The 24,732-nt window shown below is 44.9% G+C and carries 30 protein-coding genes; 15 read left to right on the forward strand and 15 right to left on the reverse strand.

Annotated features, from left to right (window positions below; all coding sequences use genetic code 11):
- Positions 1-51 precede the first annotated feature (51 nt).
- The 8 genes from RYL88_RS01895 (at position 52) to RYL88_RS01930 (ending at position 7,171) form a co-directional block, all read left to right on the forward strand.
- Positions 52-573, forward strand: a complete 522-nt coding sequence (locus RYL88_RS01895; RefSeq protein ID WP_314988721.1) for a GlcNAc transferase — start codon at positions 52-54, stop codon at positions 571-573.
- Positions 539-1,675: a CCA tRNA nucleotidyltransferase gene (locus tag RYL88_RS01900; RefSeq protein WP_314988722.1), complete on the forward strand. Its 1,137-nt coding sequence runs from the start codon at positions 539-541 to the stop codon at positions 1,673-1,675. Before RYL88_RS01895 ends, RYL88_RS01900 begins: the two co-directional genes overlap by 35 nt.
- A 250-nt stretch (positions 1,676-1,925) precedes the next feature.
- On the forward strand, positions 1,926-2,405 hold the full coding sequence (locus RYL88_RS01905) for a tRNA (cytidine(34)-2'-O)-methyltransferase (RefSeq protein WP_314988723.1): 480 nt from the start codon (positions 1,926-1,928) through the stop codon (positions 2,403-2,405).
- Positions 2,402-3,739, forward strand: a complete 1,338-nt coding sequence (locus RYL88_RS01910; RefSeq protein WP_314988724.1) for an endonuclease/exonuclease/phosphatase family protein — start codon at positions 2,402-2,404, stop codon at positions 3,737-3,739. Before RYL88_RS01905 ends, RYL88_RS01910 begins: the two co-directional genes overlap by 4 nt.
- On the forward strand, positions 3,726-3,854 hold the full coding sequence (locus RYL88_RS01915; RefSeq protein ID WP_002948095.1) for a hypothetical protein: 129 nt from the start codon (positions 3,726-3,728) through the stop codon (positions 3,852-3,854). The genes RYL88_RS01910 and RYL88_RS01915 overlap by 14 nt, the downstream gene beginning before the upstream one ends.
- On the forward strand, positions 3,851-5,884 hold the full coding sequence (gene glyS, locus RYL88_RS01920; RefSeq protein WP_314988725.1) for a glycine--tRNA ligase subunit beta: 2,034 nt from the start codon (positions 3,851-3,853) through the stop codon (positions 5,882-5,884). The genes RYL88_RS01915 and glyS overlap by 4 nt, the downstream gene beginning before the upstream one ends.
- On the forward strand, positions 5,881-6,495 hold the full coding sequence (locus tag RYL88_RS01925; protein WP_314988726.1) for a zeta toxin family protein: 615 nt from the start codon (positions 5,881-5,883) through the stop codon (positions 6,493-6,495). The genes glyS and RYL88_RS01925 overlap by 4 nt, the downstream gene beginning before the upstream one ends.
- A gap of 133 nt (positions 6,496-6,628) precedes the next feature.
- Positions 6,629-7,171, forward strand: a complete 543-nt coding sequence (locus RYL88_RS01930) for a hypothetical protein (RefSeq protein ID WP_314988727.1) — start codon at positions 6,629-6,631, stop codon at positions 7,169-7,171.
- Between the two features lie 267 nt (positions 7,172-7,438).
- On the opposite strand, the gene modD is transcribed toward RYL88_RS01930, so the two are convergent.
- The 10 genes from modD to RYL88_RS01980 form a co-directional block, all read right to left on the reverse strand.
- Positions 7,439-8,281 (reverse strand): ModD protein, encoded by an 843-nt coding sequence (modD, locus tag RYL88_RS01935; RefSeq protein ID WP_314988728.1) that lies wholly within the window; start codon positions 8,279-8,281, stop codon positions 7,439-7,441.
- On the reverse strand, positions 8,268-8,549 hold the full coding sequence (locus tag RYL88_RS01940; protein ID WP_314988729.1) for a helicase: 282 nt from the start codon (positions 8,547-8,549) through the stop codon (positions 8,268-8,270). The genes modD and RYL88_RS01940 overlap by 14 nt, the downstream gene beginning before the upstream one ends.
- Positions 8,546-9,982 carry an alanine/glycine:cation symporter family protein gene (locus RYL88_RS01945; protein WP_314988762.1) on the reverse strand — a complete coding sequence of 479 codons (1,437 nt, stop codon included), beginning with the start codon at positions 9,980-9,982 and terminating at the stop codon, positions 8,546-8,548. Before RYL88_RS01945 ends, RYL88_RS01940 begins: the two co-directional genes overlap by 4 nt.
- Positions 9,983-10,023: 41 nt before the next feature.
- Positions 10,024-12,099, reverse strand: coding sequence for a heavy metal translocating P-type ATPase (locus tag RYL88_RS01950; RefSeq protein ID WP_314988730.1), 2,076 nt, complete (start codon positions 12,097-12,099; stop codon positions 10,024-10,026).
- The gene (locus tag RYL88_RS01955; RefSeq protein ID WP_314988731.1) at positions 12,083-12,427 is read right to left on the reverse strand and encodes a YtxH domain-containing protein; all 345 of its coding nucleotides are present in this window, start codon (positions 12,425-12,427) and stop codon (positions 12,083-12,085) included. Before RYL88_RS01955 ends, RYL88_RS01950 begins: the two co-directional genes overlap by 17 nt.
- Positions 12,424-12,729: a Cys/Met metabolism pyridoxal-phosphate-dependent enzyme gene (locus tag RYL88_RS01960; protein ID WP_297967243.1), complete on the reverse strand. Its 306-nt coding sequence runs from the start codon at positions 12,727-12,729 to the stop codon at positions 12,424-12,426. The genes RYL88_RS01955 and RYL88_RS01960 overlap by 4 nt, the downstream gene beginning before the upstream one ends.
- Positions 12,730-12,742: 13 nt before the next feature.
- Positions 12,743-13,216, reverse strand: a complete 474-nt coding sequence (locus RYL88_RS01965) for a hypothetical protein (RefSeq protein ID WP_314988732.1) — start codon at positions 13,214-13,216, stop codon at positions 12,743-12,745.
- Between the two features lie 22 nt (positions 13,217-13,238).
- On the reverse strand, positions 13,239-13,886 hold the full coding sequence (locus RYL88_RS01970) for an aminotransferase (protein ID WP_314988733.1): 648 nt from the start codon (positions 13,884-13,886) through the stop codon (positions 13,239-13,241).
- Positions 13,883-14,224, reverse strand: a complete 342-nt coding sequence (locus tag RYL88_RS01975; RefSeq protein ID WP_297940988.1) for an HMA2 domain-containing protein — start codon at positions 14,222-14,224, stop codon at positions 13,883-13,885. The genes RYL88_RS01970 and RYL88_RS01975 overlap by 4 nt, the downstream gene beginning before the upstream one ends.
- 106 nt (positions 14,225-14,330) lie before the next feature.
- Positions 14,331-14,768, reverse strand: coding sequence for a transcriptional repressor (locus RYL88_RS01980; protein WP_314988734.1), 438 nt, complete (start codon positions 14,766-14,768; stop codon positions 14,331-14,333).
- 158 nt (positions 14,769-14,926) lie between these two features.
- Here RYL88_RS01980 and RYL88_RS01985 point away from each other — a divergent pair, with 158 nt between their 5' ends.
- On the forward strand, positions 14,927-15,136 hold the full coding sequence (locus RYL88_RS01985) for a hypothetical protein (RefSeq protein ID WP_002945385.1): 210 nt from the start codon (positions 14,927-14,929) through the stop codon (positions 15,134-15,136).
- Between the two features lie 24 nt (positions 15,137-15,160).
- Here RYL88_RS01985 and RYL88_RS01990 read toward each other — a convergent pair whose 3' ends face one another.
- Complete coding sequence (locus RYL88_RS01990; RefSeq protein ID WP_314988735.1) at positions 15,161-15,835, reverse strand: lipid-binding SYLF domain-containing protein; 675 nt, start codon at positions 15,833-15,835, stop codon at positions 15,161-15,163.
- A 94-nt stretch (positions 15,836-15,929) separates the two neighbouring features.
- Between RYL88_RS01990 and RYL88_RS01995 the strand changes: the two genes are divergently transcribed.
- From RYL88_RS01995 to RYL88_RS02020, 6 genes are all read left to right on the forward strand, one after another.
- Complete coding sequence (locus tag RYL88_RS01995; RefSeq protein ID WP_314988736.1) at positions 15,930-16,769, forward strand: M23 family metallopeptidase; 840 nt, start codon at positions 15,930-15,932, stop codon at positions 16,767-16,769.
- A gap of 54 nt (positions 16,770-16,823) precedes the next feature.
- Positions 16,824-17,267, forward strand: a complete 444-nt coding sequence (locus tag RYL88_RS02000; RefSeq protein ID WP_314988737.1) for a DUF1104 domain-containing protein — start codon at positions 16,824-16,826, stop codon at positions 17,265-17,267.
- A gap of 290 nt (positions 17,268-17,557) precedes the next feature.
- Positions 17,558-18,220, forward strand: a complete 663-nt coding sequence (locus RYL88_RS02005; RefSeq protein ID WP_314988738.1) for a response regulator transcription factor — start codon at positions 17,558-17,560, stop codon at positions 18,218-18,220.
- Positions 18,221-18,358: 138 nt separating this feature from the next.
- Entirely contained in the window at positions 18,359-19,528 is a 1,170-nt protein-coding gene (locus RYL88_RS02010; RefSeq protein ID WP_314988739.1) for a HAMP domain-containing sensor histidine kinase, read from the forward strand.
- A gap of 560 nt (positions 19,529-20,088) precedes the next feature.
- Complete coding sequence (locus RYL88_RS02015; RefSeq protein ID WP_314988740.1) at positions 20,089-20,700, forward strand: TRIC cation channel family protein; 612 nt, start codon at positions 20,089-20,091, stop codon at positions 20,698-20,700.
- A gap of 462 nt (positions 20,701-21,162) precedes the next feature.
- The gene (locus RYL88_RS02020; RefSeq protein ID WP_314988742.1) at positions 21,163-22,524 is read left to right on the forward strand and encodes a glucosyltransferase domain-containing protein; all 1,362 of its coding nucleotides are present in this window, start codon (positions 21,163-21,165) and stop codon (positions 22,522-22,524) included.
- Position 22,525: 1 nt separating this feature from the next.
- Here the strand turns inward: RYL88_RS02020 and RYL88_RS02025 are convergent, their stop codons facing one another.
- From RYL88_RS02025 to fliL, 4 genes are read right to left on the reverse strand one after another with little or no spacing between them, the layout of a single operon-like run.
- Complete coding sequence (locus RYL88_RS02025) at positions 22,526-22,879, reverse strand: GtrA family protein (protein WP_314988743.1); 354 nt, start codon at positions 22,877-22,879, stop codon at positions 22,526-22,528.
- Entirely contained in the window at positions 22,880-23,806 is a 927-nt protein-coding gene (locus RYL88_RS02030) for a glycosyltransferase family 2 protein (RefSeq protein ID WP_314988745.1), read from the reverse strand.
- On the reverse strand, positions 23,799-24,158 hold the full coding sequence (gene acpS / locus RYL88_RS02035; protein WP_314988747.1) for a holo-ACP synthase: 360 nt from the start codon (positions 24,156-24,158) through the stop codon (positions 23,799-23,801). Before acpS ends, RYL88_RS02030 begins: the two co-directional genes overlap by 8 nt.
- Positions 24,155-24,688, reverse strand: a complete 534-nt coding sequence (gene fliL / locus RYL88_RS02040; RefSeq protein WP_314988749.1) for a flagellar basal body-associated protein FliL — start codon at positions 24,686-24,688, stop codon at positions 24,155-24,157. The genes acpS and fliL overlap by 4 nt, the downstream gene beginning before the upstream one ends.
- Positions 24,689-24,732 lie beyond the last annotated feature (44 nt).

Genomic DNA, 24,732 nt, shown 5'->3' on the forward strand with positions numbered 1-24,732 from the left:
GATGAAAACGGATGAAGAAATAACCGAATTTAAAAGGTGGCTGATAAAACTATGAAACTAGAAGAAATAGCGAAAATGGCGATAGACGAGGTGGCGATGGAGCTAGAGCGAATGGACGCCGCGCGCGAAAAACAGGACGTATCGCAAGAGACAAACGAAACTAAAGACGGGACAAATTTAACAAATACGCTCGTATCAAGCGGCGACGTAAATTTAACCAATGCCGCCGGGCTTGCAAATTTAGTCGGCGAGATAAGCGTAGCGGACGAGGCTAGCGAGTTTGAGGCGGCCCTGGATAGCGCGGTAAGCTCGCAAAAAACGGCGGCGGAATTTGACGCCGTCCGGGAGTCCGCCCTGACCGCTACGCCGCAAAAAGCCTTTGAGGTCGAGGTTGCGAATTTTACGGGCGAGGAGATATTTCTAAAAAACCTAAAAGAGCGCGTTTTGGTGCTTTTTGAGGGGCTAAACGCGACTAGCGAGGAAAACCTAAAAGACAGGCTCTCGCTCACGCTTAAATTTTTAGAATTCGTGCTGGCAAATGTCGAAAATCGGCTCGAAAATCTGCAAAAATAAAAATCTAAAATGGCTGCGAGATTTTCTCGCACCCCACACCAAGCGCGCGTATATCGTCGGCGGCTGCGTTCGCGATGCGATGCTGGGTAAAAAAATATCCGACTTTGACGTTGAAATTTACGGTATCGACCCGGCTAAATTTGACGCGCTGATGGCGCAAATCGGCGCTTGCGGCGTGGGCAAAAATTACTTCGTTTATAAATTTAAAAATTTCGACCTTTCTTTACCGCGAACCGAAAACAAAACGGGCGAGGGACACAAAGCGTTTGAGGTTGCTTACGCCGATGACGAGCGCGCGGCGTCTTTGCGCCGAGACTTTACCGTAAACGCGATGATGATAAATATCTTTGACGGCTCGTTTTTGGACTTTTACGGCGGAGAGCGCGACCTAAAACGCGGTATCTTGCGCCATATCGACGATGAAAAATTCGCCGAAGATAGCCTACGCGTACTGCGGGCGGTGCAGTTTAGCGCGCGGCTAAATTTCCGCATCGCGCGTGATAGTTTGAGGCTAATGAAGAGCCTAAGTATCAGAGATCTTAGCCGAGAGCGCATAAACGGCGAGCTGATGAAGCTTTTTGGCGCTAAATTTCAAGAGGTCGGCTTTTGGTATCTTTATAAACTAGGGCTTTTGGGCAAAATTTTCGGGCTAAATTTGAGCCGCGCCGAGGCGGAAAAATTTGCCGTAAAGCTAAAAAGCGCTGTTAAATTTCTACCCAAACAAAACGGCAAAAAAGACGAGCGCGAGTTTTTATATCTTTTAAACGGCTATTTCGGCGTTAAAAATTTTTACGATTTAGGACTGCCAAAAAGCTTTGAAGCCTGCGTTAAAGAGCCGTTTTTTTCGCAGCGTCCAAGCGACGTCGAGCTGCTTAAAATCGCGCTTGATAAGCCGCTAAAAAGCTGGCTCGGGCTAAACTCGCCCAGCCTCATAAAAAGAGCCAAAAGCTTAGGCGTTTATGAAGCCAAATTTGAGCCCGCTATCGATACGGCCGAGATTTTAAAGCAAGGCTTTAAAGGCGCTGCAATCGGTGCCGAGATAAGGCGCAGGCAGGATTTGGCGATAGAAAAAATTTTAAACGAAAAGTCAAGCCGCGCTTAAAAATTAACCTAGTTAAAAGCGCAAATTGGCTAAAATCAAGCCCTATTTTAAAGAGGCGAAAGTGGAAAAAATCTCAATTATAAATTTTCAAAATAAAAAAGACTCGTCGCGATGCGTTTGCGGCGATATTTTTAAACACTACTTAAAAAATAATTTTTTAAAGTTTGCAAGCCTTGCAAAAAGCCCAAATTTACGCGGCCAGACAAGCTCTTTTGCGTCTTTTAAAATGCGGGCTAAGGCGGCTTTTTAAATGTTTAATATCGTCCTCGTTCATCCTCAAATCCCCCAAAATACGGGTTCGATCGGCCGCATGTGCGTAAATGCAAACCTTAAGCTTCATATAATCAAGCCGACCGTTTTTGACATCAGCGAAAAGGCAGTTAGGCGCGCGGGACTTGATTACTGGGCGTTGCTAAATCCGGTGATTTGGGAGAATTTAGACGAGTTTTTACGCGCAAATGCCCGGTTCGAGGATAGGTTTTTTTACGCTACGACAAAGGCTCATAAATTTTATTTTGAAGCGGAGTTTAAAAAGGGCGATTTTCTGTTTTTCGGCGGCGAAAGTACGGGGCTGCCTATGGAGCTGATGCAGCGAAATTTCGCAAACGCGATCAAAATCCCGATGGGCGAGCACGGCAGGAGCTTAAATTTAGCCACGAGCGCGGGCATCATCGCGTATGAGGCTATCAGGCAAAATTTCGCCCAGTCAGGCCTTGGAAGCGCGCTATGAAATTTGCGGCAGATAGACTCTTTGCGCTCTTTTTTGCGGCCCTGTTTTTCGTCGTTTTTGCGGCGGGCGCCGAGCTAAAGATCGCTACGTTTAACGTGCAAAATTTATTTGATGCCAAAAACGACGGTAGCGAGTATAAGGATTTCGTCGTCGGTAAATCGGAGTGGAACGAGAAAAAAGCAAGCGCTAAATTTAAAGCCGTAAGTGCAAAGATAAAAGAGTTAAACGCCGATATCATCGCGCTTCAAGAGATCGAAAACGAAATGATTTTAAAAGAGCTAATGAAGGAGACGGGATATAAATATTTTGCCTTTTCAAAGGGTAAAAACGGTCCCGTAGGCCTAGCCGTCATCTCTCGCGTAAAGCCTGAAAAAACGCAAATCTTTAGTGTTCCAAACGTAAAAACAAGGGACATTTTAAGGCTTGATTTTGAGGTTAATGGGCAAAAATTTAGCCTTTTAAATTTGCATTTTCCAGCTAGGAAAAATCCTTTAAAGCAGAGAAAAACGGCTTTTATCACTCTAAAATCGGCCTTAGCGGATGCTGAAAAAGTCGTGGTTTTGGGCGATTTTAATACGCCTTACGGGGATAAAGAGCTGCTGGGCGATCTTGCGGCTAGTAAAAATTTAGCCAATCTTTGGGCATTTTTGCCAAAGCACGAGCGATACTCGCACACGAGCCTAAATGCACTTGATCACGTCCTGATCTCCAAAGACGCGCTTAACCAAAATTACGTTTTAAACAGCTTTAAGGTTGAGCGAGAGGGAGAGCAAATTTCGGATCATTTCGCGCTGGTTTTTAGGCTAAATTTTGATAAAAACGCTAAAAATACGCTGCAAAATATCGCCGAGGCGCGGGTCGGCGAGCTGTCAAAAAAGTCAAATTTACCCGTTTTGCTAAAACGCACTACGGTCGTACAAAAGGACAAAAAGGGCTTCACGCTAGCGCAGGATAAGCGCGGCATCTACGTGTACGAGCCAAAAAACGACGCAAAGCCCGGCCAGGTCATGGACGTAGCGGTAAACCGCCTAGACGAGTTTAAGGGAAATCTTGAGATTAGCTCGCATTATGCGATTAAAATTTACGAGGAAACGCAAGATCCGCGTGAGCAGATGCTGGAGGCTAAAAACCTAAAGCAAGCGCGCTCTGGCGACGTGTTTAGCCTTATCAGCGGCGAAGTGCGAAACGGCAGACTCTATACGCCGTACGGAGATATTAAAATTTACGGCGCAAAGGGCAAACCGCGCAACGAAAAAGAGGCGGTTTTCACCTCCGTTCGCGTCGTGAGCTACAAAAACGATCCTCAAATTTGGATAGAAAATGAAGATAATTGATGCGGTGATGCTTGGCGCATTCGTGCTTTTTATGATATTTTTGATGCGCGGATTCGTCACGCAGACGCTTGAGAGAAGCAAAAGAAGACAAAATTTAAAAAAGGATAAAAAATGAGCGAAACAAAAGAACTGATCGTGGAGATCGGCGTCGAGGAGCTACCGGCGATCCCGTTTTTAAAAGAGTGCGGCAACGTCGCGGCGAAATGGCGCGAGACGCTAACGCAAAACGGCCTGGACAGCGAGTGCGAGTTTTACTACACGCCGCGTAGGATTGCGTTTTATCACCCGAAATTTGCGGTGCGCCAGGAGGACGGATTTAGCGAGTTTATCGGTGCGCCGAGGCAAGTCGCGCAAAAAGACGGCGCCTGGACGCCTGCCGCGCTAAGCTTCGCTAAAAAATGCGGTATCGCAGAGTCCGAGCTAAAATTTGAAACCATCGGCGGCAAAGAGGTACTCTACTATAAAAAGCCGGTCGCTGGTAAGCCAAGCGCGGAGCTTCTGGGAGATATGATAGAGAAGTTTTTGCTCGGCTTAAATTTTGGCAAATCTATGCGCTGGGGCGAGGGTAAATTTGAGTTTATCCGCCCGGTACGCTCGTTTTTGTGCCTGCTTGGAGACGAGGTCGTTAAATTTAACAAATTTGACGTGGAAAGCGGCGATAGTATTTTCATGCACAGAAGCGTAAGCTACGATAAATTTACCGTCAAAAACGCAAAAGATTATTTCGCTGCGATGCCTAAAATCGGCGTAATCCTCGATCAAAACGCGCGCAGAGAGAAAATTTTGAGCGAATTTAAACAAATCGAAGCTAAAAACGGTGTAACGGTCGAGGTGGACGAGGCACTGCTAGACGAAGTCGTAGCAATCACCGAGCATCCAACCGCGCTACTTGGCGGCTTTGAGCGGGAGTTTTTGGAAGTGCCTAGCGAGGTCATCATCACTTCGATGAAGGAAAATCAGAGGTATTTTCCCGTTTTTGAAGGCGGCAAGCTCGCTAATCGCTTCGTAGTCGTCAGTAACGCCATCTCGCCCGAGCCTGCGCTCATCGTAAAAGGTAACGAAAAAGTACTTCGCGCAAGGCTTAGCGACGCGATGTTTTTCTGGTGCAGCGACCTAGCGCATGAGTTCGGCCCTGAAAAACTAAAAAATATCACCTATCTAAAGGAGCTTGGCAGCACATTTGACAAAAGCGTGCGCGAGCTAGGCGTCGCAAAACGACTAGCCAAAATCTGCGCCGATCGGCTAAAAGCGTGCGCGGGAGAGGAATACGAGGCGCTACTAGAGCGCGCTGTGATGCTGAGCAAGGCTGATCTAACTACGCAGATGGTGTATGAGTTTACCGAGCTTCAGGGCGTGATGGGCGGCTACTACGCGACGACAAAGGGCGAAAACGAAAACGTCGTAACCGCCATCAAGGAGCAATATCTGCCAAGCGGCGAGGCTAGCGCGCTACCTAGCACTATCTTTAGCTCCGTCGTCGCGCTCGCGATCAAGCTCGAGACGCTAATCGGGCTCTTTAGCGCGGGCAAGATCCCAAGCGGCAACAAAGACCCATATGCGCTCCGCCGCGCGGCTAACGGCGTCATCAAGATCATCCAAAACGAAAATCTAAACCTTGATATCGCGGCATTTTTACGCGAGACGGCGGAGGGATATGCTAAATTTGACGTCGAGGCGCTCATAAATTTCATTTTCGATAGACTTTACACCTTCTTTGACGTAAACCCGTCCGTCGTAAAGGCCTGCCTAGCTAGCAAGAAAGGCGACGTGCTCGCGCAGTGCGAGGCGATCGAGGCTCTAGGCGCGATCTGCGCAGCGGAGGACTTTAGGCAAAATTTCAGCACCTTTAAGCGTCTGGCAAACATCATCAAGGACGAAAATTTCGGCACGGTAGACGAGGCGAAATTTGAAAACCAGAGCGAGAAAAAGCTATTTGACGCCTTTAAGGCCGCAGTAAAAGCAGGCGGCTCATACAGCGAACGCCTAAAAAATCTTTTCGGTCTAAAAGCCGCGATAGACGAGTTTTTCGACAACGTAATGATAAACGCCGAGGACGAGCTCGTGCGTAAAAACCGCCTTGCGCTCGTGGGGCAAATTTATGCGGAATTTCTCAAGATCGCCGATATAAAAGAGATAAGTTTGTGAAGCGACTCTACGTATTTGCGGGCGTGAACGGCGCGGGCAAATCGACATTTTATGTGAGGCAGCTAGAGGATGATAAAATTTATGGGTTAAGGATAAATTCCGACGAATTAGTGCGGGAATTTGGCGATTGGCGCAACGCAAAAGATCAGCAGCGCGCGGCAAGGCTGGCTCTGCGCCTTCGCAAAAACTACCTTGAAAACGGCGTCAGCTTTAATATCGAAACAACGCTAAGCGGGCATTCTATCGTAAATTTTATCAAAGACGCCAAGGCGCGCGGCTACTTCGTTACGCTATTTTACGTAGGCCTTGAAAACGTGGAGCTTTCTAAACGCAGAGTCGCGATACGCGCGGCTAAAAACGGACACTCTATAGACGGTGCCGTGCTGGAGCGCAGATATGACGCCAGCTTTGTAAATTTAGCTCGGCTCGTCGGCGTTTGCGACGAGATATATTTCTACGACAACAGCGCTCCTATCAAAAACGAAGACGAACAGAAATTTTCAAATTTGGCTCTAGTCGCTAAAAAGCAAGACGGCTGCGTAACGAGGATAAGCGATAAAAAATACGAATGGTTTGAGCGGGTGATGCGGGAGGCTGATATTGCTTGCTAAACGGCGGCTTGGGTGCGGATTTCAAGCGTAAAAAAACGTCTGTGAAGCCGAATTTAAGCGCGGTAGATAAATGAATAACTAATTAACGATGCTGTTTTGAGGGTTCTGGTAGCGATAGTAAAAAGGCGACAAGGTGAGGTATTTTGATCAAATTTCAAAGCGTATAAGGTTGGGTAGCGGCGAAGAAATAATCTATGAATATCCGTGCGTAAACAGGCTTTTGGTTGCATTTATGATTTTGTTTTGGATTATTTTTACGGCGGCGATGCTTGTTTCTTTTGTAAAATCTAGCGAGCTACTTTATAAATTCTTTGTCGCGCTTGCGATATTTTTCGTAATGCTGGCTTTATATAGGGATGTCGTCGGATTTATCAGGCAAGGGCTCATAGTTACAAATAAATCTTTGATAACTTTTAACGGTAAAAAAGTTGCGCTTGAGAACGTTTGGTTTTTTGGCGTAAAGCTCAAAGCCGCTAAAAAACCGTCGCTTTGTTTTTACGATGGCAATAAGCTTATTATAAATTGCCATGCCGACGGCTCGCCGGAATTTGATGGGTTTTTGTCTGCTTTATATAAAATTTCAAGTAATAAGCAAATTTTATCTTTGGGTTCACGCGAAATAAATCCCGAAGGATTTCGGGCTATGCAGACAAAGGTTAAGCTCATAAATTCATGATTTAAACTCGGCGTGTTTGCTTTAAGTTACGGTAAAGGCGTCTTTAAATTTATCGTTAAATTTTAGCGCTTTTGGCGATGGTTTTTTGAAAATTTGAAAGATAATCGCCGAAATTTGATGGCCGGCTAACAGTTAGATTCGTATGGGCCTAGCCTTTACGCGGCGAGTATAGGAGGCAATTCAAATTTATTTAAATTTTATTTAAACTCATGCTTTGCAAAATATCGGTTTAGATTTGGCGCCTTGTTTGCTCGTAAAATTTATAAATTATACTATCTCTAAAATCGCCGTGATATCTGCCATACCTTGCGTATACATAGCTGACGTAACCAGAGCGTCCGCTCCGGCACTAGCGAATTCCTTGATGTTTTTTAGATTTATCCCGCCGCTTGCGACTAGGGCCGCGTTTGGGGCGATTTTATCTCGTAGGTCTACTGCTTGCTTTACGGCTTCCGACGTAAATTTATCGCACTGCACGACGTCGGCGCCCGCCTTTAAAAGTGCTTCACAATCATCTAAATTTTCGCATTCGACGGCGATTTTGCGCTCGGGAGCTTTTGTTTTAAAGGTTGGAATTTCAGCCAAAAACTCCTCGTAAGAATCGTAAGCCTTGATGTGATTTTTAAAAAACAGCATGCTTTCGCTCAAATTTAGCCTATGTATGCCGCAGCCGCCCTCAAGCACGGCTTTTAGGCAAAATTTCTTAGCAAACGGGAAGCTCTTGCGCGTGGCTAGGATTTCGCATTTTGGATTTACGCTTTTGGCGGCCTCGTTCATCGCTCTTGCGTAGGTGGCGATCTTGCAGGCGTACTCTAGGCAAATTTGCGCTAGTTTCCAGGCTTTGTGCACATCGTCGTAACTGCCGCTGATTTTTACGATCGGCTCTTTTGCAGCTGCGACGGCTGAGTTTGGGACGCAAATTTGCGCCTCGCAGCCAAGCAACTGCGCGATGCGAGCGGCGACGTCTGCGCAGCTAACCGTCACGTCTTCGCGCGGCAGTATGGTTAAAGAGGCGCTTTTTTGGATGCCTTGAAGCGAGGTTGTTAGATCAAAATAGGGCAGATCCTCGCCGATGTAGGCTAAAATTTCGGCGTCGCTAAGCTTTATCATCGCTTGCTAGCCTCTTTGCTTCGGCGTTTTTCCTGTTTGCGTTTACGATCATGTTTCTAAAAAAGCCGTTATCGTAAAGGCCCGCGTGATAGAGCGAAAAACCTATAAACGCGACGCCTGAGGCTACGTGCCACTTTTTAAAGCCACCTTTGTTTCGTCCGAGCATCCCCAAAGCCGTGACGCAAACAGCCGCTAAAGTGACGCTCATGCCGACCTTGGCGACTTTTCTATGGGTTTGTAAATTTAAAAGTTCCCCGCCTATTTTCATTTTTTGCTCCAGCAAGAGGTATTTTTTATGCCGATACTCCCGGGGTCAAATTCCGGATTTAGACCCGCTTTTCTTTGCGATTCGTAGTCTTTTAGGGCTTTTATCATGACTTTTGATAGCATAAAGATCGCAGCGATATTTATCGTAGCCATCGCAGCCATCGTGATGTCGGCGATATTCCACGCGATAGTTAGGTTCATCTGCGCCCCGACGAATATCATCGCGACCGCCGTAATCTTAAATGCCGTGGCGATTTTGTGATTTTTCGTGAGATATTTGATATTTTCCTGCGCGTAGTAATAGTTGCCAATCAGCGACGTGATGGCAAAAAGCACCACCGCAAGCGTCGTAAAGTGTAGCCCTATCTCGCCGAAGTACTCGCGCATCGCGGCCTGTACTAAAGGAAGGGCGGTGAGCGGCTCGCCGCTAACGCCGGTTTGCTTTGTGATATAAGCCTGCGAGAAAAGCACTATCATACCGGAAGCCACGCAGATGGTCATATCTATAAAAACCGCCATCGCCTGCACGAGTCCTTGCTTTACGGGGTGGCTCGTGTGGGCAGCAGCCGCAGCGTTTGGCGCAGAACCCATGCCCGCTTCGTTTGAAAACAGTCCGCGTTTGATACCGTAGACGATCACGCTACCGGCAAATCCGCCGAATATCGCCTTAAAATCAAAGGCGCTTTTTATAATCATATCAAAGACGGACGGGAGCTTGTCTAAATTTAAACAGATCGCGATAAAGGCTAGCAGGATGTAAGCAAGCGCCATAAAGGGCACGATATAGGAGCTAACCTTGCCAATGACGTGGCTCTTGCTAAAAAACATCACCGCCGCAAATGCGGTAAGTATGAGGCCGATACCCACGGGCAAGCCGCTATCGCTAAAGCTCGTAGCACCCGCGCTTTGGTCGTAGTAAATTTGAAAGGCGGAGGTCATAGTATAGCTTTGTAGGCCGTTAAATCCGTAAGCATAGGTAATGACGAGGATAACGGCAAAAAGCGTAGCTAGCCATTTAATACCTAGGCCGTTTTTGATGTAGTATGCCGGGCCGCCTTTAAAGCCAAATACGTCTTTGGTCTTGTAAATTTGAGCTAGCGTACTCTCGGCAAATGCCGAAGCCGCGCCCAAAAAAGCCATCAAACACATCCAAAATAGCGCGCCCGGACCGCCTGCTACGATAGCGGCGGAGATGCCTGCGATATTTCCGATACCAACGCGCGAAGCGGTGGAAATCATAAGCGCTTGAAAGGGCGTGAGGTGGTGCTTGTTGTATTTGTCTTTTTTCTCGACTAAAACCTTGCAAGCCTCAAAAAACATCCTAAACTGCACAAATCTCGTAATATAGCTAAAATAAATACCCGCAAGAACAAGCACTATAACCAAAAAATAGCCGTATAAAAAGTCGTTAGCTAGCGACATCTCGTCGTTCATAAATTTTAAAATTTTATCTATCAACCGTCATTCCTTCAAATTTATTTTGCGCCTATTTTGACGCCTTTCATCGAATTTGCCAGTAGTCCGATAGTCGTACCGTTGTGCAAAACGGCCGTGGCGATAGGGTTAAATAGCCCAAACGTCGCGCCTGCTAGGATGAGCGAATTTATACCGACGGTGGCGTTAAAATTCGTATTTATCAGCCTCATGGTTTTATTTGCTATGTCTTTTGCGACGGCGACGGAGCCGATGTCGTCTTTTAGTAGGCTTATGTCGGCGGTAGCTTTTGCTATGTCCGCGCCTCTTTGCATGCTGATGCCTACGTGAGCCTTGGTTAGGCTTGGCGCGTCGTTGATACCGTCTCCGATAAAGGCTACTTTTTTACCCTCGGCCTTTAACTGCTCGATGATGCCTGCCTTATCGGTAGGCAGGCAGTTTGCATAGACTTTATCGATGCCTAGTTCGCTTGCTACTTGATCGGCTTTAGACTGCACGTCGCCCGTTAGCATGATGAGCTCTTTTACACCCAGTTGTCGCAGTTTTGCCAGCGTCTGTGCGGCGTTTTCTCGCATGGTGTCGCGCATGGCGATGATGCCTAAGAGCTCTTTGTCGTAGCCTACGTATAGTAGCGTAAGTCCGCTATTTACCTCGTTTTTTATGATCTCTTCGTGCTTGCTAAACGAAATTTGCTCGTCGTCCTCTAAAAAGTGCCGCGAACCGATCACGACCTCTTTGCCGCCTACGTAGGTTTTCACGCCGTGAGCGACGATAAACTCTACCTCGTCGTGGTGGATGTGATGAAAGCCTATCTCTCTAGCGGCCTTTACGATAGCCTCGGCTACGGGGTGGAAGTAGTGTTCCTCTGCACTTGCAGTCAAATTTAACAGCTGCGCTTCGCTAAATTCTTTTTTAAACGAGTGAACCTTAACGACGCTTAGGCTGCCGTGCGTTAGCGTGCCTGTTTTATCAAAGACGAAAGTATCGGCGCTCGCTAGCGCTTCGATAGATTTAGCGCCCTTTATCAGCACGCCGTTGCGGCCTGCTTTTGAGATGCTTGATTTAAAGGCGACGGGCGTGGCTAACTTTAGCGCGCAGGAATAATCCGCCTGCAAGACGCTAGCAACGCGCGTCATATCGCGGCTAAGCAGATACGAAACGCCGGCTAGGCTTAGCGTAACTGGCACTAGCTTGTCGGCTAGCCTCGTGGCTTTTAATCCGACGGAGGATTTTTCGTTTAGCGAGCTTTGGATGTATGATTTTATCCTCGCAGTCGCGCTCTCGGCAGCTATGCTCTCGGCCCAAATTTTTATGCGTCCGTCTTCTACGACCGTTCCGCTCATCACGCGGTCGCCGCGCTCTTTTTTGACCGGTTCTGCTTCGCCCGTCATCGAGACTTGATTTACGCTTGCGGTGCCTTCTACGATATAGCCGTCTATACCGATACTCTCGCCTGCGCCGACGACCACGATGTCGCCTACTTTGACGTCGGCGGTCGAGATCTTTTTGAGAGATTTTTCGCCGCTATTATTTATCTCGATCCAGACCTCTTCGATGTTTGGACGGGCTAGTTCTTTGATAAGATCGTCGCTGCGATGTACGGCGCTTTCTTCCATATATTCGCCGATCGTTAGCATGAGATTCGTGCTATTTGCGGCTAAAAAGTCGCGTCTAGCTAAGCTCACGCCGACAGCCGCGGCTTCAAGAGCCTTTGAGGTTACGCCCTCGTTTACGGCTTCGCTTGCGCCCTCTTTTAGCAAAGGAGCTGCGGCGACGAGGCTAACCGCGGCCTTTACGCCATTGCTGCTGATCAGCGGAGTGAGAGCTAAAGCGGCTGCGGCTTTGTAAATTTCAGCCTTGCTCGGCTCTTCTTTACGCTTGGTTAAATTTTTAATCGGTAAATTCTCGATAAAATCTCTAATCTCGTCTAAATTTGACTCAAAGCCGACCACGATGCTCTTGGCTTTTTTATTTACTCTGACGCTTTTTACGTATTTAAATTCGGAAATTTGCGCCTCCAGATGGCTCTCGTCGCAGTTTTCGCCGATGCGTTCGCAGATAAATCTAGCACGGTTTTTGGTTAGATGCGCGATGCGAACGTTATTTTTGGGAGTCAATTTCAGCCTTTACGTCTTCAAAGCGCTCTTTTAACTCCTCAAATCCGGCTTGAAGCAAATTTGACCCCTTTACGATAGCGGAAAATATCGCCTTTTGGGCATTTTCATTGGTTAGCACGTAGGCTACGACGCCGCCTATTAGCGCGCCTTTTATGAAGCCCGCGGCATTAAAATTTGCGGGGATAAAGTCTTTTAGCGCATTATTTATGCTATTATCCAGCGCGCTTGGGGCACCGGTAGTCTTTACCGTCGTAGTAGTCGTAGTCGTGCTACCGTCTTCGTTTAGTTGATTTATAGTTTGCGTTTCGTGTATGTAAGGGTTTTTCATTTATCTTCCTCTAAAATTTTGATTATTTTTTCCGTAGCGATTACGCCGGCGATACCGACGGCAACGGTTGCCGCAGCCGCAAGATAGCGCGCCGAGACTAGTTTGTTTGATGCGCTGATAGCGCACGCCGTGACGATACCGCCTTGGATAGCGATTTTAGTCGTTTTAGCTACGGCCTGCGTCTTGCTGACCTTGCCTTTTTTATAGTTTAGTATTTCTACGCCGCCGGCTGCCATCGCGCCGATTAGCGCGCCGCTTATTAGGTGGTCTGCCGGAAGTCTAGTGGTTGAAGTTAGCGCCATATTTTACCTTTTTTTAGTGATTTCTGCCCAAATTTGCTTCGAGCGCGTTTGCGATACTGTCTGCCATCGCTTTAGTTTCCTCGGTCACGTCGGCTTCTGGCTTTAGTTCTTGAGGTTTTGCTTGCTCTTGTTCGGCTTTTACTACCGGTTTTGCGACCGTTTTTTTAGCTTTTGGCCCCGGTTTCTTTCTGCCTTGTTTTGTCCTAGCTGCTTCTTTAGCCGCTTTTTCCGCCGCTACTTCCTCGCTAGTACGCCTTTTGCGATTTTTTATTTCGCTTTTGACCTCTTCGGACGCTTTGGCAAATTTTTCCTCTGCATACTCTTTTACTTCGCTAGCCTTTTTTTGCGCATAGTCTTTTGCGTTTTGGGCAAACTCTTTGCCTTTATCTAGTCCGGTTTCAAGAGCCGATTTGATTTTGTCTTTATTGCCGAAAGCCGCGACGGCTAAACCACCCAAAATCGCGCCTGCGATAAACGGTAATGCCATTTTTTATCCTTTGTGTTAAATTTTATTCTTTATCTTTGTTTTTGTCTAAATTTTTACTTAGCATCATGCTAGCTAGTCCGCCCAGCGCCAGTCCGCCGAAAAATGAAAAATTCGGGTTATTTAAAAGCGCGACGACGTCGTCTTTGCCGCCTTGTCCTGAGCTTATGCGCTCTAGCGTTTGGCTGATTTGATTAAAGCTGCTTGAGTCAAAAGCGTTTAAGATATTTTCGCTTTGATTTTGAGCCGTTTGCGCCTGCTCCTCTTGGCTTGCGTTATCCGCAGCTTGAAACTGCGCGGCTAAAATTTGAGCTAGCTTTGCTTTTAGAGCCGGGATGTATTCGTTATTTGACGTCGCCCAGAGCCTAAAGCAGACGTCTTTAAAGTTTTCGTCGCCAAGACTATCGGTTAAATTTTCATAAAACGCGTTTAGCTCAAACTCGTAGTTTAGGGCTTTTATAAAGCAAGCGTCAAGATCCTCGCACGCTAAAGCGTAAAAAACTTGCGGATCGGCGGGATCCGCATAAGGCTTTAAAAGCTCCAGTCCGCTTTGCCTAACGGCTAAAATTTGAGCGAAAATCTCATCTTTTTCTTTTACGCTATCGTAAAATTTTACCCCCTGTGACTCTAGTAAAAAAACCGCGTTTGCGGCTTGTTTTAGCTCATCGTTCATCTTGCGCCGCCGGTAGCTTTTTGCGCTAGGTTGTTGATTAGAGCCGAGATCTCGTGTAAATTTTCGCCTTTTAGCAGATCGTCCCACATCTTTTTCGGGAAAATTTCGTGGTCGTATTCGATCGTAGCCGAGCCGATTAGTTTGTTAAATTTGACGTTTTTTATGCCGTCTATTTGCTTTATCGTTTGATCGATTTTTTCTAACGGCAAGCTGTCTGCTTCCTTTTTGATATCGCTGCTGACGCGGACTCTTAAGCGGCCTGCGACGTGGTGGATCGGCGTGAAATACGAAGCTATGCGTAAGACTAGTTCTGATGGTATATGTGGCGCTGCACTCATGTTTCTCCTTTGTTTTTTGCGTATTATCGTTTTGCTACGCTTAAATTTAACTGAAACTTTTTTGCATATCGTTATCAAATCATTTTTGATAAAAATGTTTAAAACGCTATTTGTTTTGGCATTTTGGACAAAAACCGTATAAAATCATCGCGTGACCTTCGAGTTTAAAGCCTGAAATTTGACAAATTCGCTCTTGTTTTTCTTCTATGTATTTATCGAAAAAACTCTCGGTCGCGCCGCACTTCGTGCAGACGAGATGATCGTGGTGTGACTTTAAGTTTAGCTCGAATTTATTCGTTCCGTCCTCTTCAAAAGCAAGAACTAAACCGAATTTTTGTAAAAAATTTAAAAACTGATATATCGCCGTTAGGCTCAGATTTCGTCTAAATTCGCTTTTAATCCTTGTTTTTATCTGGCTTGCGCTAAGATGCTCGTCGCTAGAAAATAAAATTTTTAAAATTTGCTCTTTAGCGGCGGAATTTTTATATCCGCAATCTCGTAAAAACTCTAAAAATTTAATATAAAAATTATCAAAATTGTGCATTTATAGCCGCTTTGCCTTATAAAAATAGGTTCTAATTATAGTAAAATAAGCTGATAATGCGATAAATTTAAGACTAATTCTCAAAAAATCAAGATTTTGGCTAAGCGATTATAAAGGTTATTTTGGCATAATTCCGCAAATTTTTTAAAAGGGCTACTATGACGTACGACGAGCTAGAGCTTGAGGCTGTTTTGCTGGAGGTTTTGGAAAATCGAGGCAATTTTGAATCGCTTGACGACGAGGAGCTTTTCGAGCTTATAGAAGAGGTTGCGAAATACACCGACGGCGATTATGAAGAAGCGTTTGAATATATGACTCAGTTTTCGCCGATCAACAAAAAAAGGTTCGTTTCTCTTTATACGGTTTAGCCAAACGGCTAAACCGAGTTTTTCTTATTTTTTATACTGAAAAAATTTATTCGCTATTTCTTGAAGCTTTTTTGTGTATCTAGACTCTTTAGGCGAGTTGTTATAAATATCTTCCATGTCATACATTCTATCGTAATAATCAAACGTAGCTTGCTTATCGACGACTATCAAAGAGGTATTTATGCTAACTCCGACAAAAAGCCCTCTGCTTTTGCCTCTTTCCGTAGCCCAAGCCGAAATTTCGGGCAAATCAGTCATAACTCCCGCTTTTTCGCCTGCACCGAGTATCACTGCATCGGTGCTTAGATCGATTTGTCCTTTTCCGTTTAGTAGTCCTGCGTACGATCTTCTTGATTTGATTAAAATAATTAGGTCGGTTGATTTATATCCCGCCTGCAAACCGATGCCGCCGCCTTTAAAGCTAACGAATATCGGGCTACTCCATTCATTATCGTCGTTTCTACCGATAAAGATACCGTCGCCTGAATGCGTAGTAGCTATCAGGCCTCCGCTTACCATCTCAGGGATAATGATTATACCCTTAACTTCGCTCGTATCCTTTGTATTTAGCAGTTTTTGAGTGCCTAAGTCGTTTAGGATATCAAGCGACGTCCTAACCTTTTGATTTTGCGTAAAATCAGCATAAGCAAGCTGCGTAAATAGCAGTGCGCAAGTTGCAAGCTTTAAAAATCTTTTCATTTTTGTTTCCTTTTTTGTAAAATTTACCCGCTATTATAGTATTTTTTTATTAAATTTAAAAAATGTTCGTTAACCTTATGCGGAAAGGAGTTAAATGAAAAAGATTATTTTGGCGGTTTTGCTCTGCCTAAATTTAAGCGCAAAAGCGCAGGGCGGCGCGTCCGGCGAAACTCAGACGATCATAAACGGCGACGTGGAGATAGTGCGGGTGGAGGCTAAATTTGCCGGAAATTTAAGCATTGACGGTAAAAAAAAGCGCTGGCTTAGCGTACCGAGGGATGAAAATTTAAAATTTGCCATCGTTTCCGCGGGATACCGTCAAAAGGGCGAAATAAAGCTAGTAAACGGGCTTAAAAGCGGCGATGAGACGATAGTTTTTAAGATCGTAGAGGGCGAATATAAAAAAGAAAAAATAACCGTCGAAGGCGGCAAAGTAACGCCGCCAAAAGACGTGCTAAAACGTATCGAGGAGGAGCGCGAGGAAGCAAATAAAATCTACGCGACGGCTAATGCCGGGCTAAAATTTAACTCCAAATTTATCCTGCCGATGAGCTCGGCAGTCACGAGCCCGTTTGGTACCGCGCGCGTATTTAACGGCACCCTAAAGAGCTACCACGGCGGCACGGACTTTAGAGCGGCGGTCGGTACGCCCGTAATCGCGGCAAATGACGGCGTAGTCGCCATCGCAAAAGATCGCTACTACGCTGGCGGATCGGTTGTGATCGATCACGGCGAGGGCATTTACACGCAGTACTATCATCTAAGCGCGCTAAACGTTAAAGTCGGACAAAGCGTCAAAAAAGGCGATACTATCGCGCTTAGCGGCGCTAGCGGACGAGTGAGCGGGCCGCACCTACACTTTGGCGTGATCGCCGGCGGTGTGCAGGTAAATCCGATAAATTTCGTCAAAAAAATCAACGAAATTTTAAATTAACATTTTTTTCACGACTTTTCTTTAAACTTCGCTCATCTTTTTGAAGGAGAGAAAATGAAAAAAGTAGTTTTGATTAGTATGTTGGTTGCGGGCGGGCTTTTTGCCACTTCGCTTGAAAATAGCACGAACGACGAGCTTTATAAAATGGTCGCAAACGCCGACGCTAAGACGCTTAGCGAGGTAGCGTTTGAGATAGATAAGCGCGCGGGCAAGCTAAAATTTGAAGCCAAAGAGGCTAAGCGCGGGCTAAAGACCGAAATCAGAAAGAAGCTTGATGCGATGAGTATCGCCGATAAAGAGGCGTTTATGCGCGAGTTTAGAAACGGCTATAACGCCCAAGTGGGCGCGCTAAGCGTGGCGGAGGCTAAAAAGCTTGATATCGAGCTAAAAGACGATGACGACGATGATTTTCACAAGAAATTTAAGCACGATTTTAAGGGCGGATTTATAAAAGATAAAGACGGCAAAGGCCCTCATATGCCGCGCAACAAAGAGTAAATTCGGCCTTTTTTAGGCTTTGCGGGGCGGGTTTTCGTTTAAATTTGCGCGAAAATTTGTCCCGCTCTTTGCACATTTAAGCATTTTGACGACGACGTAAATTTATGAAATTTTACCCTGGAATTTAGATGAAATTTGATAAATTTACGCAGGATTTATTTGTAGCAAAATTTGAGCGCTCTTTAAAAATCTCAGATGAAAACGAGCCTTGCAAACAGGATAGATAAAACCCGAAAATCAAGCGGATGAAACGCCGTAAAACGACAAAAACAAACGAAAACGGAGCGAAAATGAGTAAAATTTTGATCGTCGAGGACGAAAATATGCTGCTTGAGATGATGCGCGCGTACTTGCAGGCTCAGGGCTACGAGACTGCGGGCGCGAAAAGCTACGACGACGCGTTAAATTTAGCCTACGAGAGTAACTTTGATCTTTGGATATTTGACGTCAAGATCATCGGCGGTAGCGGCTTTGCACTACTTAGGGAGCTGCGAAACGCCGGCAAAAACACGCCTTGTATATTTACGACCTCGCTAAATACGCTCGATGACGTGCAAACCGGCTTTACTAGCGGCTGCGACGACTACATTAAAAAGCCGTTTGAGCTAAAAGAGCTACATCTGCGCGTGCAAAATTTGCTAAAACGCACCTTTGTGCATAACAAAAATGAACTGGTAAATCTGGGCGAAAATTTGGGCTTTGATATGAATCAGGGCTTGCTGTTTCGTGACGGCAAGGCTGTCTCGATGCCTAAAAAGCAGTCTAGGCTGCTGGCACTCTTACTTAAAAACCAGGATAAATTTTTAAGTAGAGAGGAGATTTATTCTCAAATTTGGGACTACGACGAGAGTCCTAGCGAGCTTAGTTTGCGCGTTTATATCGCGGAGCTGCGTAAAATTTTAGGCAAAGAGCGAATCGTGAGCGCATCAAAGCTAGGCTATAAATATGTTTAAGCTTTTTGGTGCGACTAAGAGGCAAAGAGCATGGCGCGGATTTGAAATTTCATCCAAATTTACGCAAGATTTTTGCCGTTTTATGCTTCAAAATTTACGTCCGCAAGGTAGCCGCAAATTTAACCCAAAAGGCGGCAAATGTCCTTTCTAAAATTAGTTAAAAAAGCCTTCGCCCCGCTCTGGGACCGTCAAATTTTACCTATTTTTTTACTCTATTTTATCACGAGCGCCGCATTTTTGGTATTTTTTGCGCAGATGTTTTACGAGCGAGAGAAGCATTTTATCCTAGACCGCGACGTATTTATCGTGCGAGATTTGCAGCACCACCTGCAAAATAAACTACAAAAAAACGGCGAGATAGACGACGATGATTTTGATGACGTCGAGGCTTTTGCCGCAAATTTAAAAACGGGTGAGGAGATCGAGGACGACTTTGAGCCGCGCGAGGGCATGCCGAGCAGATACAAGGACGGAACGAGCTCTGTGGTGCAGTTTTATCTCAAAAATCGCCTCGGCGAGGAGGAGTACTACGTCGCGGTCAAGGTCGCGGATCCCGAGTTTGCGATTCTCACGCTAAAACTCAAGATAATATTTTTCTCGTTTATGATACTGCTTGCTATTTTAGTCATAGCTTATTTTATCATCCGTCTTTCGCTGCGTCCGCTTTACCGTCGTATCGACTTTTTAAACGGCTTTATCAGGGATACGACGCATGAGATAAACACGCCTCTTAGCGTCATTTTGATGAGTATAGAGATGTTTGAGACCGATCCCAAAAAATATCTAAATAACATAAAAACCGCATCCAAAACGATCTCGACGCTTTACGAGGACCTCACGCTGGTAAAGCTTAGCGGTAAAGAGGATGGCGCGGCGACGAGCTTTAGCCTGAGCGAGCTGGTACGCGAGCGGATCGGATACTTTGGGCTAAATTTGGAGCAAAAAAATATAAAACTAAGCACGCAAATCGCCGAAGTGCAGCTACGCTCGTCCTATAAAAAAACGCGAAAAATCATAGATAATCTACTCAGCAACGCCATAAAATACTGCGACGAAAACGGCTCGGTAAGCGTAAATTTAACTCCCGCAGCGCTCGCGATATCAAACAGCGGCGCGGGCATCGCGAAGGAAAATTTGCCGCGGATTTTTGATCTTTACACGCGGTTTGACGAGCGAAACGGCGGCTTTGGTATCGGGCTTCACATCGTTAAAACATTTTGCGAGGAGCTCGGGTTTAAAATCTCGTGCAAAAGCGGCGGCGGACTAACCGAGTTTCGCGTCGGCTTTGGCGGCAGCGCGCAAATTTAGTCTCGTTTAACGGCGGTGCAGTTGCCTTCAAATTCGGCTAAACTTGATATACGAGCGGGGAGTAAAGCAAGCCCCGAGCGTCAGATTTGCGAACGCTTTATTTTAGTCGAGCGCTCTCGCGGACGTCTTGGTATAATTTTGCCAATTCGCCGAATTTATGCCGTCCTACTCTTTGCGTAAGATGCGCTTAAATTTTAACGGCTTTGGATTTTGGCACGAGACGGGATTGATTTTGCGGAAACTGACGTTATGTTTATCGCTACCGTCGCGGTATAAGATGCGCCCAAAATTTCTAGTGCGCCGTAGCTATGAGGACAGTCGTTTTGCCGCATTCGCCAAATCGCACCGTCCATGCGTAAATCGGGTTAAACGGGTTAAATTTATAAGCGCGGATTGGATTGTATCGCCGGCGCCGAGCCGTAAAATGCGTCCGATCTTTGCGCCCGTACGCGCTGGCACTTTTGCCGCTCGTTTGCGCCCGTCGCTCGTAGTTTTGTTTAAATTTAACTGCTTTTTTATTTTAAAAATGTAAAATCTCGTTTAAAAACTTAAGGTACTAAATGACAGCACTTCTGGTAGCCGAATACATCGGCATCGCTTCGGCCGCCACGAGCGGATTTATCTTCGCGGTTAAGCGCGACTGCGACTGGCTGGGTATCTTTATCGCCGCGCTTCTAACCGCGCTTGGAGGCGGATTTATGCGCGACGCTATCGTCTCGCGCCCGCCGTATTCGTTTACGCACTACGCTCCGTGCATTATCGTGATGGTGATGCTTTTTCTTTCGGCGTTTTTGCGCCTACATAAGCGAAGCGATATCGAGAAAAAATTCCTTTTCGTCACCACCGACGCCGTGGATCTCGTGAGCTTTTCTATCGTCGGGGCGATCGTGGCGCTACAGTTTGGCTACAACGTCTTTGGCGTCGTGTTGCTCGCGCTTTGCAACGGCGTGGGCGGAGGCATGATACGCGACGTGCTGTTTAACGAAGTCCCATGGTGTCTTAAAACCGGGCTTTACGCGACGGTTAGTATCGTAGTGGGACTGCTTTATTTTGCTATGGATTACGCCGGGCTTACTAGCGTTTTTTGGGTGATGGGGCTTTTTGCGTTTGGCGTCGTGTTTAGGCTTGCGGCGTATTATCTTGGCTGGCATTTGCCTAGACTTCAGAAGTAAAATTTACTTTATTTTGCATTAAGGCTAAAATCGATTTTAGTTTTGCGGCGTAAATCGCGCTGAAATTTTAAAATTTGATTTCTACATGCTTTTTGTTTAAATTCTCGTATGGTTTTACGGAATTTAGCCGGTTGCAACGGCTTTGCCAAAGGATGCCAAATTTAGGCTAAATTTCGCGAACCTTTGCATTATTATGAACCAAAAGCTTGCAAGAGCGATGATTTTTGAAATATGCATTCAATATACTTTAATGAATAAAAAAATATAATCCAAATTCATTTTAATACCGCAAAAAGGCTTTTTACGGTTGTTTTTAATCTATCTTGGGGAAAGAGTATGAATCTAATTTTAAAAAATATCATTTTTATTAAATTTACTTTTTTACATTTTTTTAAACAAAAAGATTTTCTAAAATATTTCTTTTTTATTTATACGGTTTATTTTCTTGGATATTTTGCCTTGATGATAAATAACATAAACTACTCCGATGATTACTACAGGTCGGCGACGGGTCAGTTTGATTTTTTCCTTTTTAGTAGGTATATGTCCGAGTATTTATCGAAATTTATATATCTTAGCGAGCATAGAAATGTTCTAGCTTCGCCTCTGACGCACCTTTTATCTATAGGGCTTTTATCTATCGGCTCCATGGTTTTGGTTAAGGTTATTTTAAAAAAGTACTCCAAACTAGGCTTAATCGCCAGCGTTATTTTAGGTCTAAGCCCCTATTTTTTAGAAAATATGAGCTATAAATTCGACAGTATCTTTATGACGATAGCCCTAGTAGCTCCGATATTTTCTTTTTTATTTTTGAGGCGTAAACTCGCTTTTGTCTTTGTTTCCATACTTTGTATGCAACTTACGCTTACGACATATCAGGCCGGAAATTCCGCTTTTTTGATGCTATCTTTATTTGCGGTTTTGGACGGGATTTTAGCCGGACATAAGCCCTCTCAGACGCTTAAACTAATAGGGGTTTTGATTTTTTCTTATGTTTGCGCATTTTTGATTTATAGATTTTTCGTTATGCAAACGGTAGATAACTACACGTCAAACGAAATTTTCTCTTTAGACCAAGCGTATGAAGGCATAAAAGGAAATTTAGAACGCGTTTACGAATATTATAGATTTACGTTTAGAAAAACCGTGTTTGTTTCTATATTTATCGCCGGCGTTTCGATGTTCTTTTTGGCGGCCGTTAAAACCGCAAAGATAAACAAAATACTAGCGGCGATTTTTACGATTTGTTTTATCGTCTTAGGCTTGCTTTTATCTTACGGCGCATATTTGATTTTAGTTAAACAGTTGTTTTTTTCTAGGATGTTTATGGGTGCTGGCGTATTTTTAGCGATAATTTTTATTTTTTCTCTAAAATTCGAGGTTAAATTTTTATCCTTTTTGCCCAAATTCGTCGCTTGTATTTTGACCTATTCGCTAATAGTTCAGTCCTATGCGTATGCAAACGCGATGAAAGAGCAAGCTCAATACGCAAGATATAGAGTAGAGCTAGCGCTGCAGGACTTTAATAAAATCGTTCCGGCCGGCGAGAAATTCGGATTTAACTCTATTTTTGGAGCCGATCTGAGATCGCCCGCAGCCGTAACGGCGGCAAAAACCTTTCCTATAATCGCACAGTCTGATATATTTAATATAAACTGGCTGTACTGGGCTTACGATCTGCACAAGTGGCACGAGGTTTGGGCTCCCGGTCTTTGCATGCAAGAAGGGAAAAAAGAAGTAAAGCGCATACAAACGCCTTTGCATACTCTAATAAGATACGACAACAACTGCGTTTCGATTATCTTTACGCCGTTACAAGGATAGGCTAATTTTGTTTAAATGTCCAAAATTTATGGATCAAAAACGTTATAATCGGCATAACAAAAATAATTAAGATGGTCTTTACGTAGCCGTTTTGATCTGTAAAATCGCTCAAAAACATAGCTATCAGTAGGGCAATAAACTTAATAACGAAAAATTTAATGGCTTTTTTTAAATTTAGACAGCTTTTAAAAACTATTTTTGATTGAGCCAGATACGAAAAAACGTAGGCGACCAAAAAGGCGGCGATATTTGCGATTACGACGGAGCCGTTAGTAAAGTACATATAAGTCCAGGCTACGCATATATGAATGAGCGTGGATAAAGCGCCCACTAGGCCGTATTTTACGACCTGCACTTAGTATTCGCCTTCTATTATGTAGCTTGGACGGCGCTTGGACTCGGAGTAGATTCTGCCTATGTATTCGCCTAAAATCCCTATCCCGATGAGCTGGATACCGCCCAAAAATAGCATAATAACCGCAAGCGATGCGTATCCTGGCAAATCTACGCCAAATATTAGGGTTTTTAAGATAATGAAGCTACCGTATAAAAACGATAAAAAAGAAACCAATGCGCCGATATAAAGCCAAATCCTAAGAGGCAGAGTGCTAAAGCTAGTTATCCCGTCAAGCGCGAAATTCCAAAGCTTCCAGCCGTTAAAGCTACTTTGTCCGGCCTCGCGTTTTTCTCTGGCGTATTCGATGACGGTCGTTTTAAAGCCGACCCACGCAAAAAGCCCCTTCATAAATCGTTGATTTTCGGGTAGTTGCTTTAGCGCTTCTACGGTCCTTTTGCTCATCAGCCTAAAGTCTCCGACGTTGTTTGGAATATCCACGTTTGAAATTTTGCCGTTTAGTTTATAAAAAAGATCCGCGCTGACTCTTTTAGCGAAGCTATCTGATGTTCTATCCGCGCGTTTGGCCAGTACGACGTCGTATCCTTCGCGCCATCTTGCTACGAGCTCTTTTATGAGCTCTGGCGGGTCTTGCAAATCTACGTCTATAGGGATCGCAGCCTCGCCTCTAGCTTTATCCAGGCCCGCCGTTAGCGCGGCTTCTTTGCCGAAATTCCTTGAGAAATTTATAATCCTTATGTTTTTAAAATTTTGTTTCGCGTTTAGCAAGACGTTTAGCGTGTTGTCCTTGCTGCCGTCGTTTATAAATACTATTTCGTACGGTTCGTTTATTTGCTTCAAAATTTCTTCTATACGCCGTAAAAACGGCTCTATCGTCTCTTCTTCGTTATAGCAGGGGGCTATTATGGAGATTGTCGGGTTATTCATTTTCTTTTCTTTGTAGTATCGCGGCGGCGATCGCAAATCCGCCGTCGTGGCTAATCGTGATTTCGGCACCTTTTACGTTAAAATTTTTAATGATTTTTTCTGAAAATTTTACTTTAGGCGCATTTTTGTCGTCTTTGTAAATTCGAGCGTCAAAAAACGAAAACTCGGCCGAGATCCCGCAGCCAAGAGCCTTGCTGATAGCTTCTTTAGCTGCGAAAAATCCCGCTACCGTAGCGTCCGTTTTTGCGATATTTATCTCTTCGTCGCTTAAAAAATATCTCAAAAAATCCTCGCCTCGCCGCTCTTTAAGCCTTGAGATTCGCGAGATCGCTACGATATCTATACCGATCATTGCACCACAAAGTCGGTAAAGTAGATATTTTTTATATGACCGTCGGCTAAAACCTCGTTTAGGCGGTCTACTATCTCGTCTTTTAGGCGGTTTTTGCCTTTTTGAGTGCTGACTTCCTCGTATGTTTTAGATGACAGCGTCGATACGATGATATCCCTGATTAGCGGCTTTTTCTTATCGATTTCAGGCGTTAGCGTCTCGGCGCTAAGCTCTAGATCGACCTTTGTTTTTAGGTATCTCGAGCCGCTTTCGCTAAGTAAATTTACGATAAACTGATCTAGCGGATAAACGGGCCCCATATTTATATAGTCGTTTGAGCGCTTGCCTGCGGTATTTTTAGGCGCCGAAGCTTGAACCTGCTCGGTTTGCGCTTGCACTGCTTGCGTTTGCGCGGCATCTTCGCTATTTCCCATTAGTAAAAACGCTAAAAGTCCGCCGACTACCAAAAGAAGCAACAAAATAACGACGATGATGACGAGAACCAGCCCGTTTCCTTTTTTGCTTTGATTTTCCAAAATGTCTTCAGCCATTCACTCTCCTTAAAATTTTAGCTATAATTATATCTTAAATTTTT

The sequence above is a fragment of the uncultured Campylobacter sp. genome (genome assembly GCF_963517995.1).
Lineage (GTDB): Bacteria > Campylobacterota > Campylobacteria > Campylobacterales > Campylobacteraceae > Campylobacter_A.

Bases quoted from the DNA above. Each gene is read 5' to 3' on its own strand.
- RYL88_RS01895 (WP_314988721.1), top strand. From the start codon at position 52: ATGAAACTAGAAGAAATAGCGAAAATGGCGATAGACGAGGTGGCGATG.
- RYL88_RS01900 (WP_314988722.1), top strand. From the start codon at position 539: ATGTCGAAAATCGGCTCGAAAATCTGCAAAAATAAAAATCTAAAATGG.
- RYL88_RS01905 (WP_314988723.1), top strand. From the start codon at position 1,926: ATGTTTAATATCGTCCTCGTTCATCCTCAAATCCCCCAAAATACGGGT.
- RYL88_RS01910 (WP_314988724.1), top strand. From the start codon at position 2,402: ATGAAATTTGCGGCAGATAGACTCTTTGCGCTCTTTTTTGCGGCCCTG.
- RYL88_RS01915 (WP_002948095.1), top strand. From the start codon at position 3,726: ATGAAGATAATTGATGCGGTGATGCTTGGCGCATTCGTGCTTTTTATG.
- glyS (WP_314988725.1), top strand. From the start codon at position 3,851: ATGAGCGAAACAAAAGAACTGATCGTGGAGATCGGCGTCGAGGAGCTA.
- modD (WP_314988728.1), bottom strand. From the start codon at position 8,281: ATGATAAAGCTTAGCGACGCCGAAATTTTAGCCTACATCGGCGAGGAT.
- RYL88_RS01940 (WP_314988729.1), bottom strand. From the start codon at position 8,549: ATGAAAATAGGCGGGGAACTTTTAAATTTACAAACCCATAGAAAAGTC.
- RYL88_RS01945 (WP_314988762.1), bottom strand. From the start codon at position 9,982: ATGAACGACGAGATGTCGCTAGCTAACGACTTTTTATACGGCTATTTT.
- RYL88_RS01955 (WP_314988731.1), bottom strand. From the start codon at position 12,427: ATGAAAAACCCTTACATACACGAAACGCAAACTATAAATCAACTAAAC.
- RYL88_RS01960 (WP_297967243.1), bottom strand. From the start codon at position 12,729: ATGGCGCTAACTTCAACCACTAGACTTCCGGCAGACCACCTAATAAGC.
- RYL88_RS01965 (WP_314988732.1), bottom strand. From the start codon at position 13,216: ATGGCATTACCGTTTATCGCAGGCGCGATTTTGGGTGGTTTAGCCGTC.
- RYL88_RS01970 (WP_314988733.1), bottom strand. From the start codon at position 13,886: ATGAACGATGAGCTAAAACAAGCCGCAAACGCGGTTTTTTTACTAGAG.
- RYL88_RS01975 (WP_297940988.1), bottom strand. From the start codon at position 14,224: ATGAGTGCAGCGCCACATATACCATCAGAACTAGTCTTACGCATAGCT.
- RYL88_RS01980 (WP_314988734.1), bottom strand. From the start codon at position 14,768: ATGCACAATTTTGATAATTTTTATATTAAATTTTTAGAGTTTTTACGA.
- RYL88_RS01985 (WP_002945385.1), top strand. From the start codon at position 14,927: ATGACGTACGACGAGCTAGAGCTTGAGGCTGTTTTGCTGGAGGTTTTG.
- RYL88_RS01990 (WP_314988735.1), bottom strand. From the start codon at position 15,835: ATGAAAAGATTTTTAAAGCTTGCAACTTGCGCACTGCTATTTACGCAG.
- RYL88_RS01995 (WP_314988736.1), top strand. From the start codon at position 15,930: ATGAAAAAGATTATTTTGGCGGTTTTGCTCTGCCTAAATTTAAGCGCA.
- RYL88_RS02000 (WP_314988737.1), top strand. From the start codon at position 16,824: ATGAAAAAAGTAGTTTTGATTAGTATGTTGGTTGCGGGCGGGCTTTTT.
- RYL88_RS02005 (WP_314988738.1), top strand. From the start codon at position 17,558: ATGAGTAAAATTTTGATCGTCGAGGACGAAAATATGCTGCTTGAGATG.
- RYL88_RS02010 (WP_314988739.1), top strand. From the start codon at position 18,359: ATGTCCTTTCTAAAATTAGTTAAAAAAGCCTTCGCCCCGCTCTGGGAC.
- RYL88_RS02015 (WP_314988740.1), top strand. From the start codon at position 20,089: ATGACAGCACTTCTGGTAGCCGAATACATCGGCATCGCTTCGGCCGCC.
- RYL88_RS02020 (WP_314988742.1), top strand. From the start codon at position 21,163: ATGATAAATAACATAAACTACTCCGATGATTACTACAGGTCGGCGACG.
- RYL88_RS02030 (WP_314988745.1), bottom strand. From the start codon at position 23,806: ATGAATAACCCGACAATCTCCATAATAGCCCCCTGCTATAACGAAGAA.
- acpS (WP_314988747.1), bottom strand. From the start codon at position 24,158: ATGATCGGTATAGATATCGTAGCGATCTCGCGAATCTCAAGGCTTAAA.
- fliL (WP_314988749.1), bottom strand. From the start codon at position 24,688: ATGGCTGAAGACATTTTGGAAAATCAAAGCAAAAAAGGAAACGGGCTG.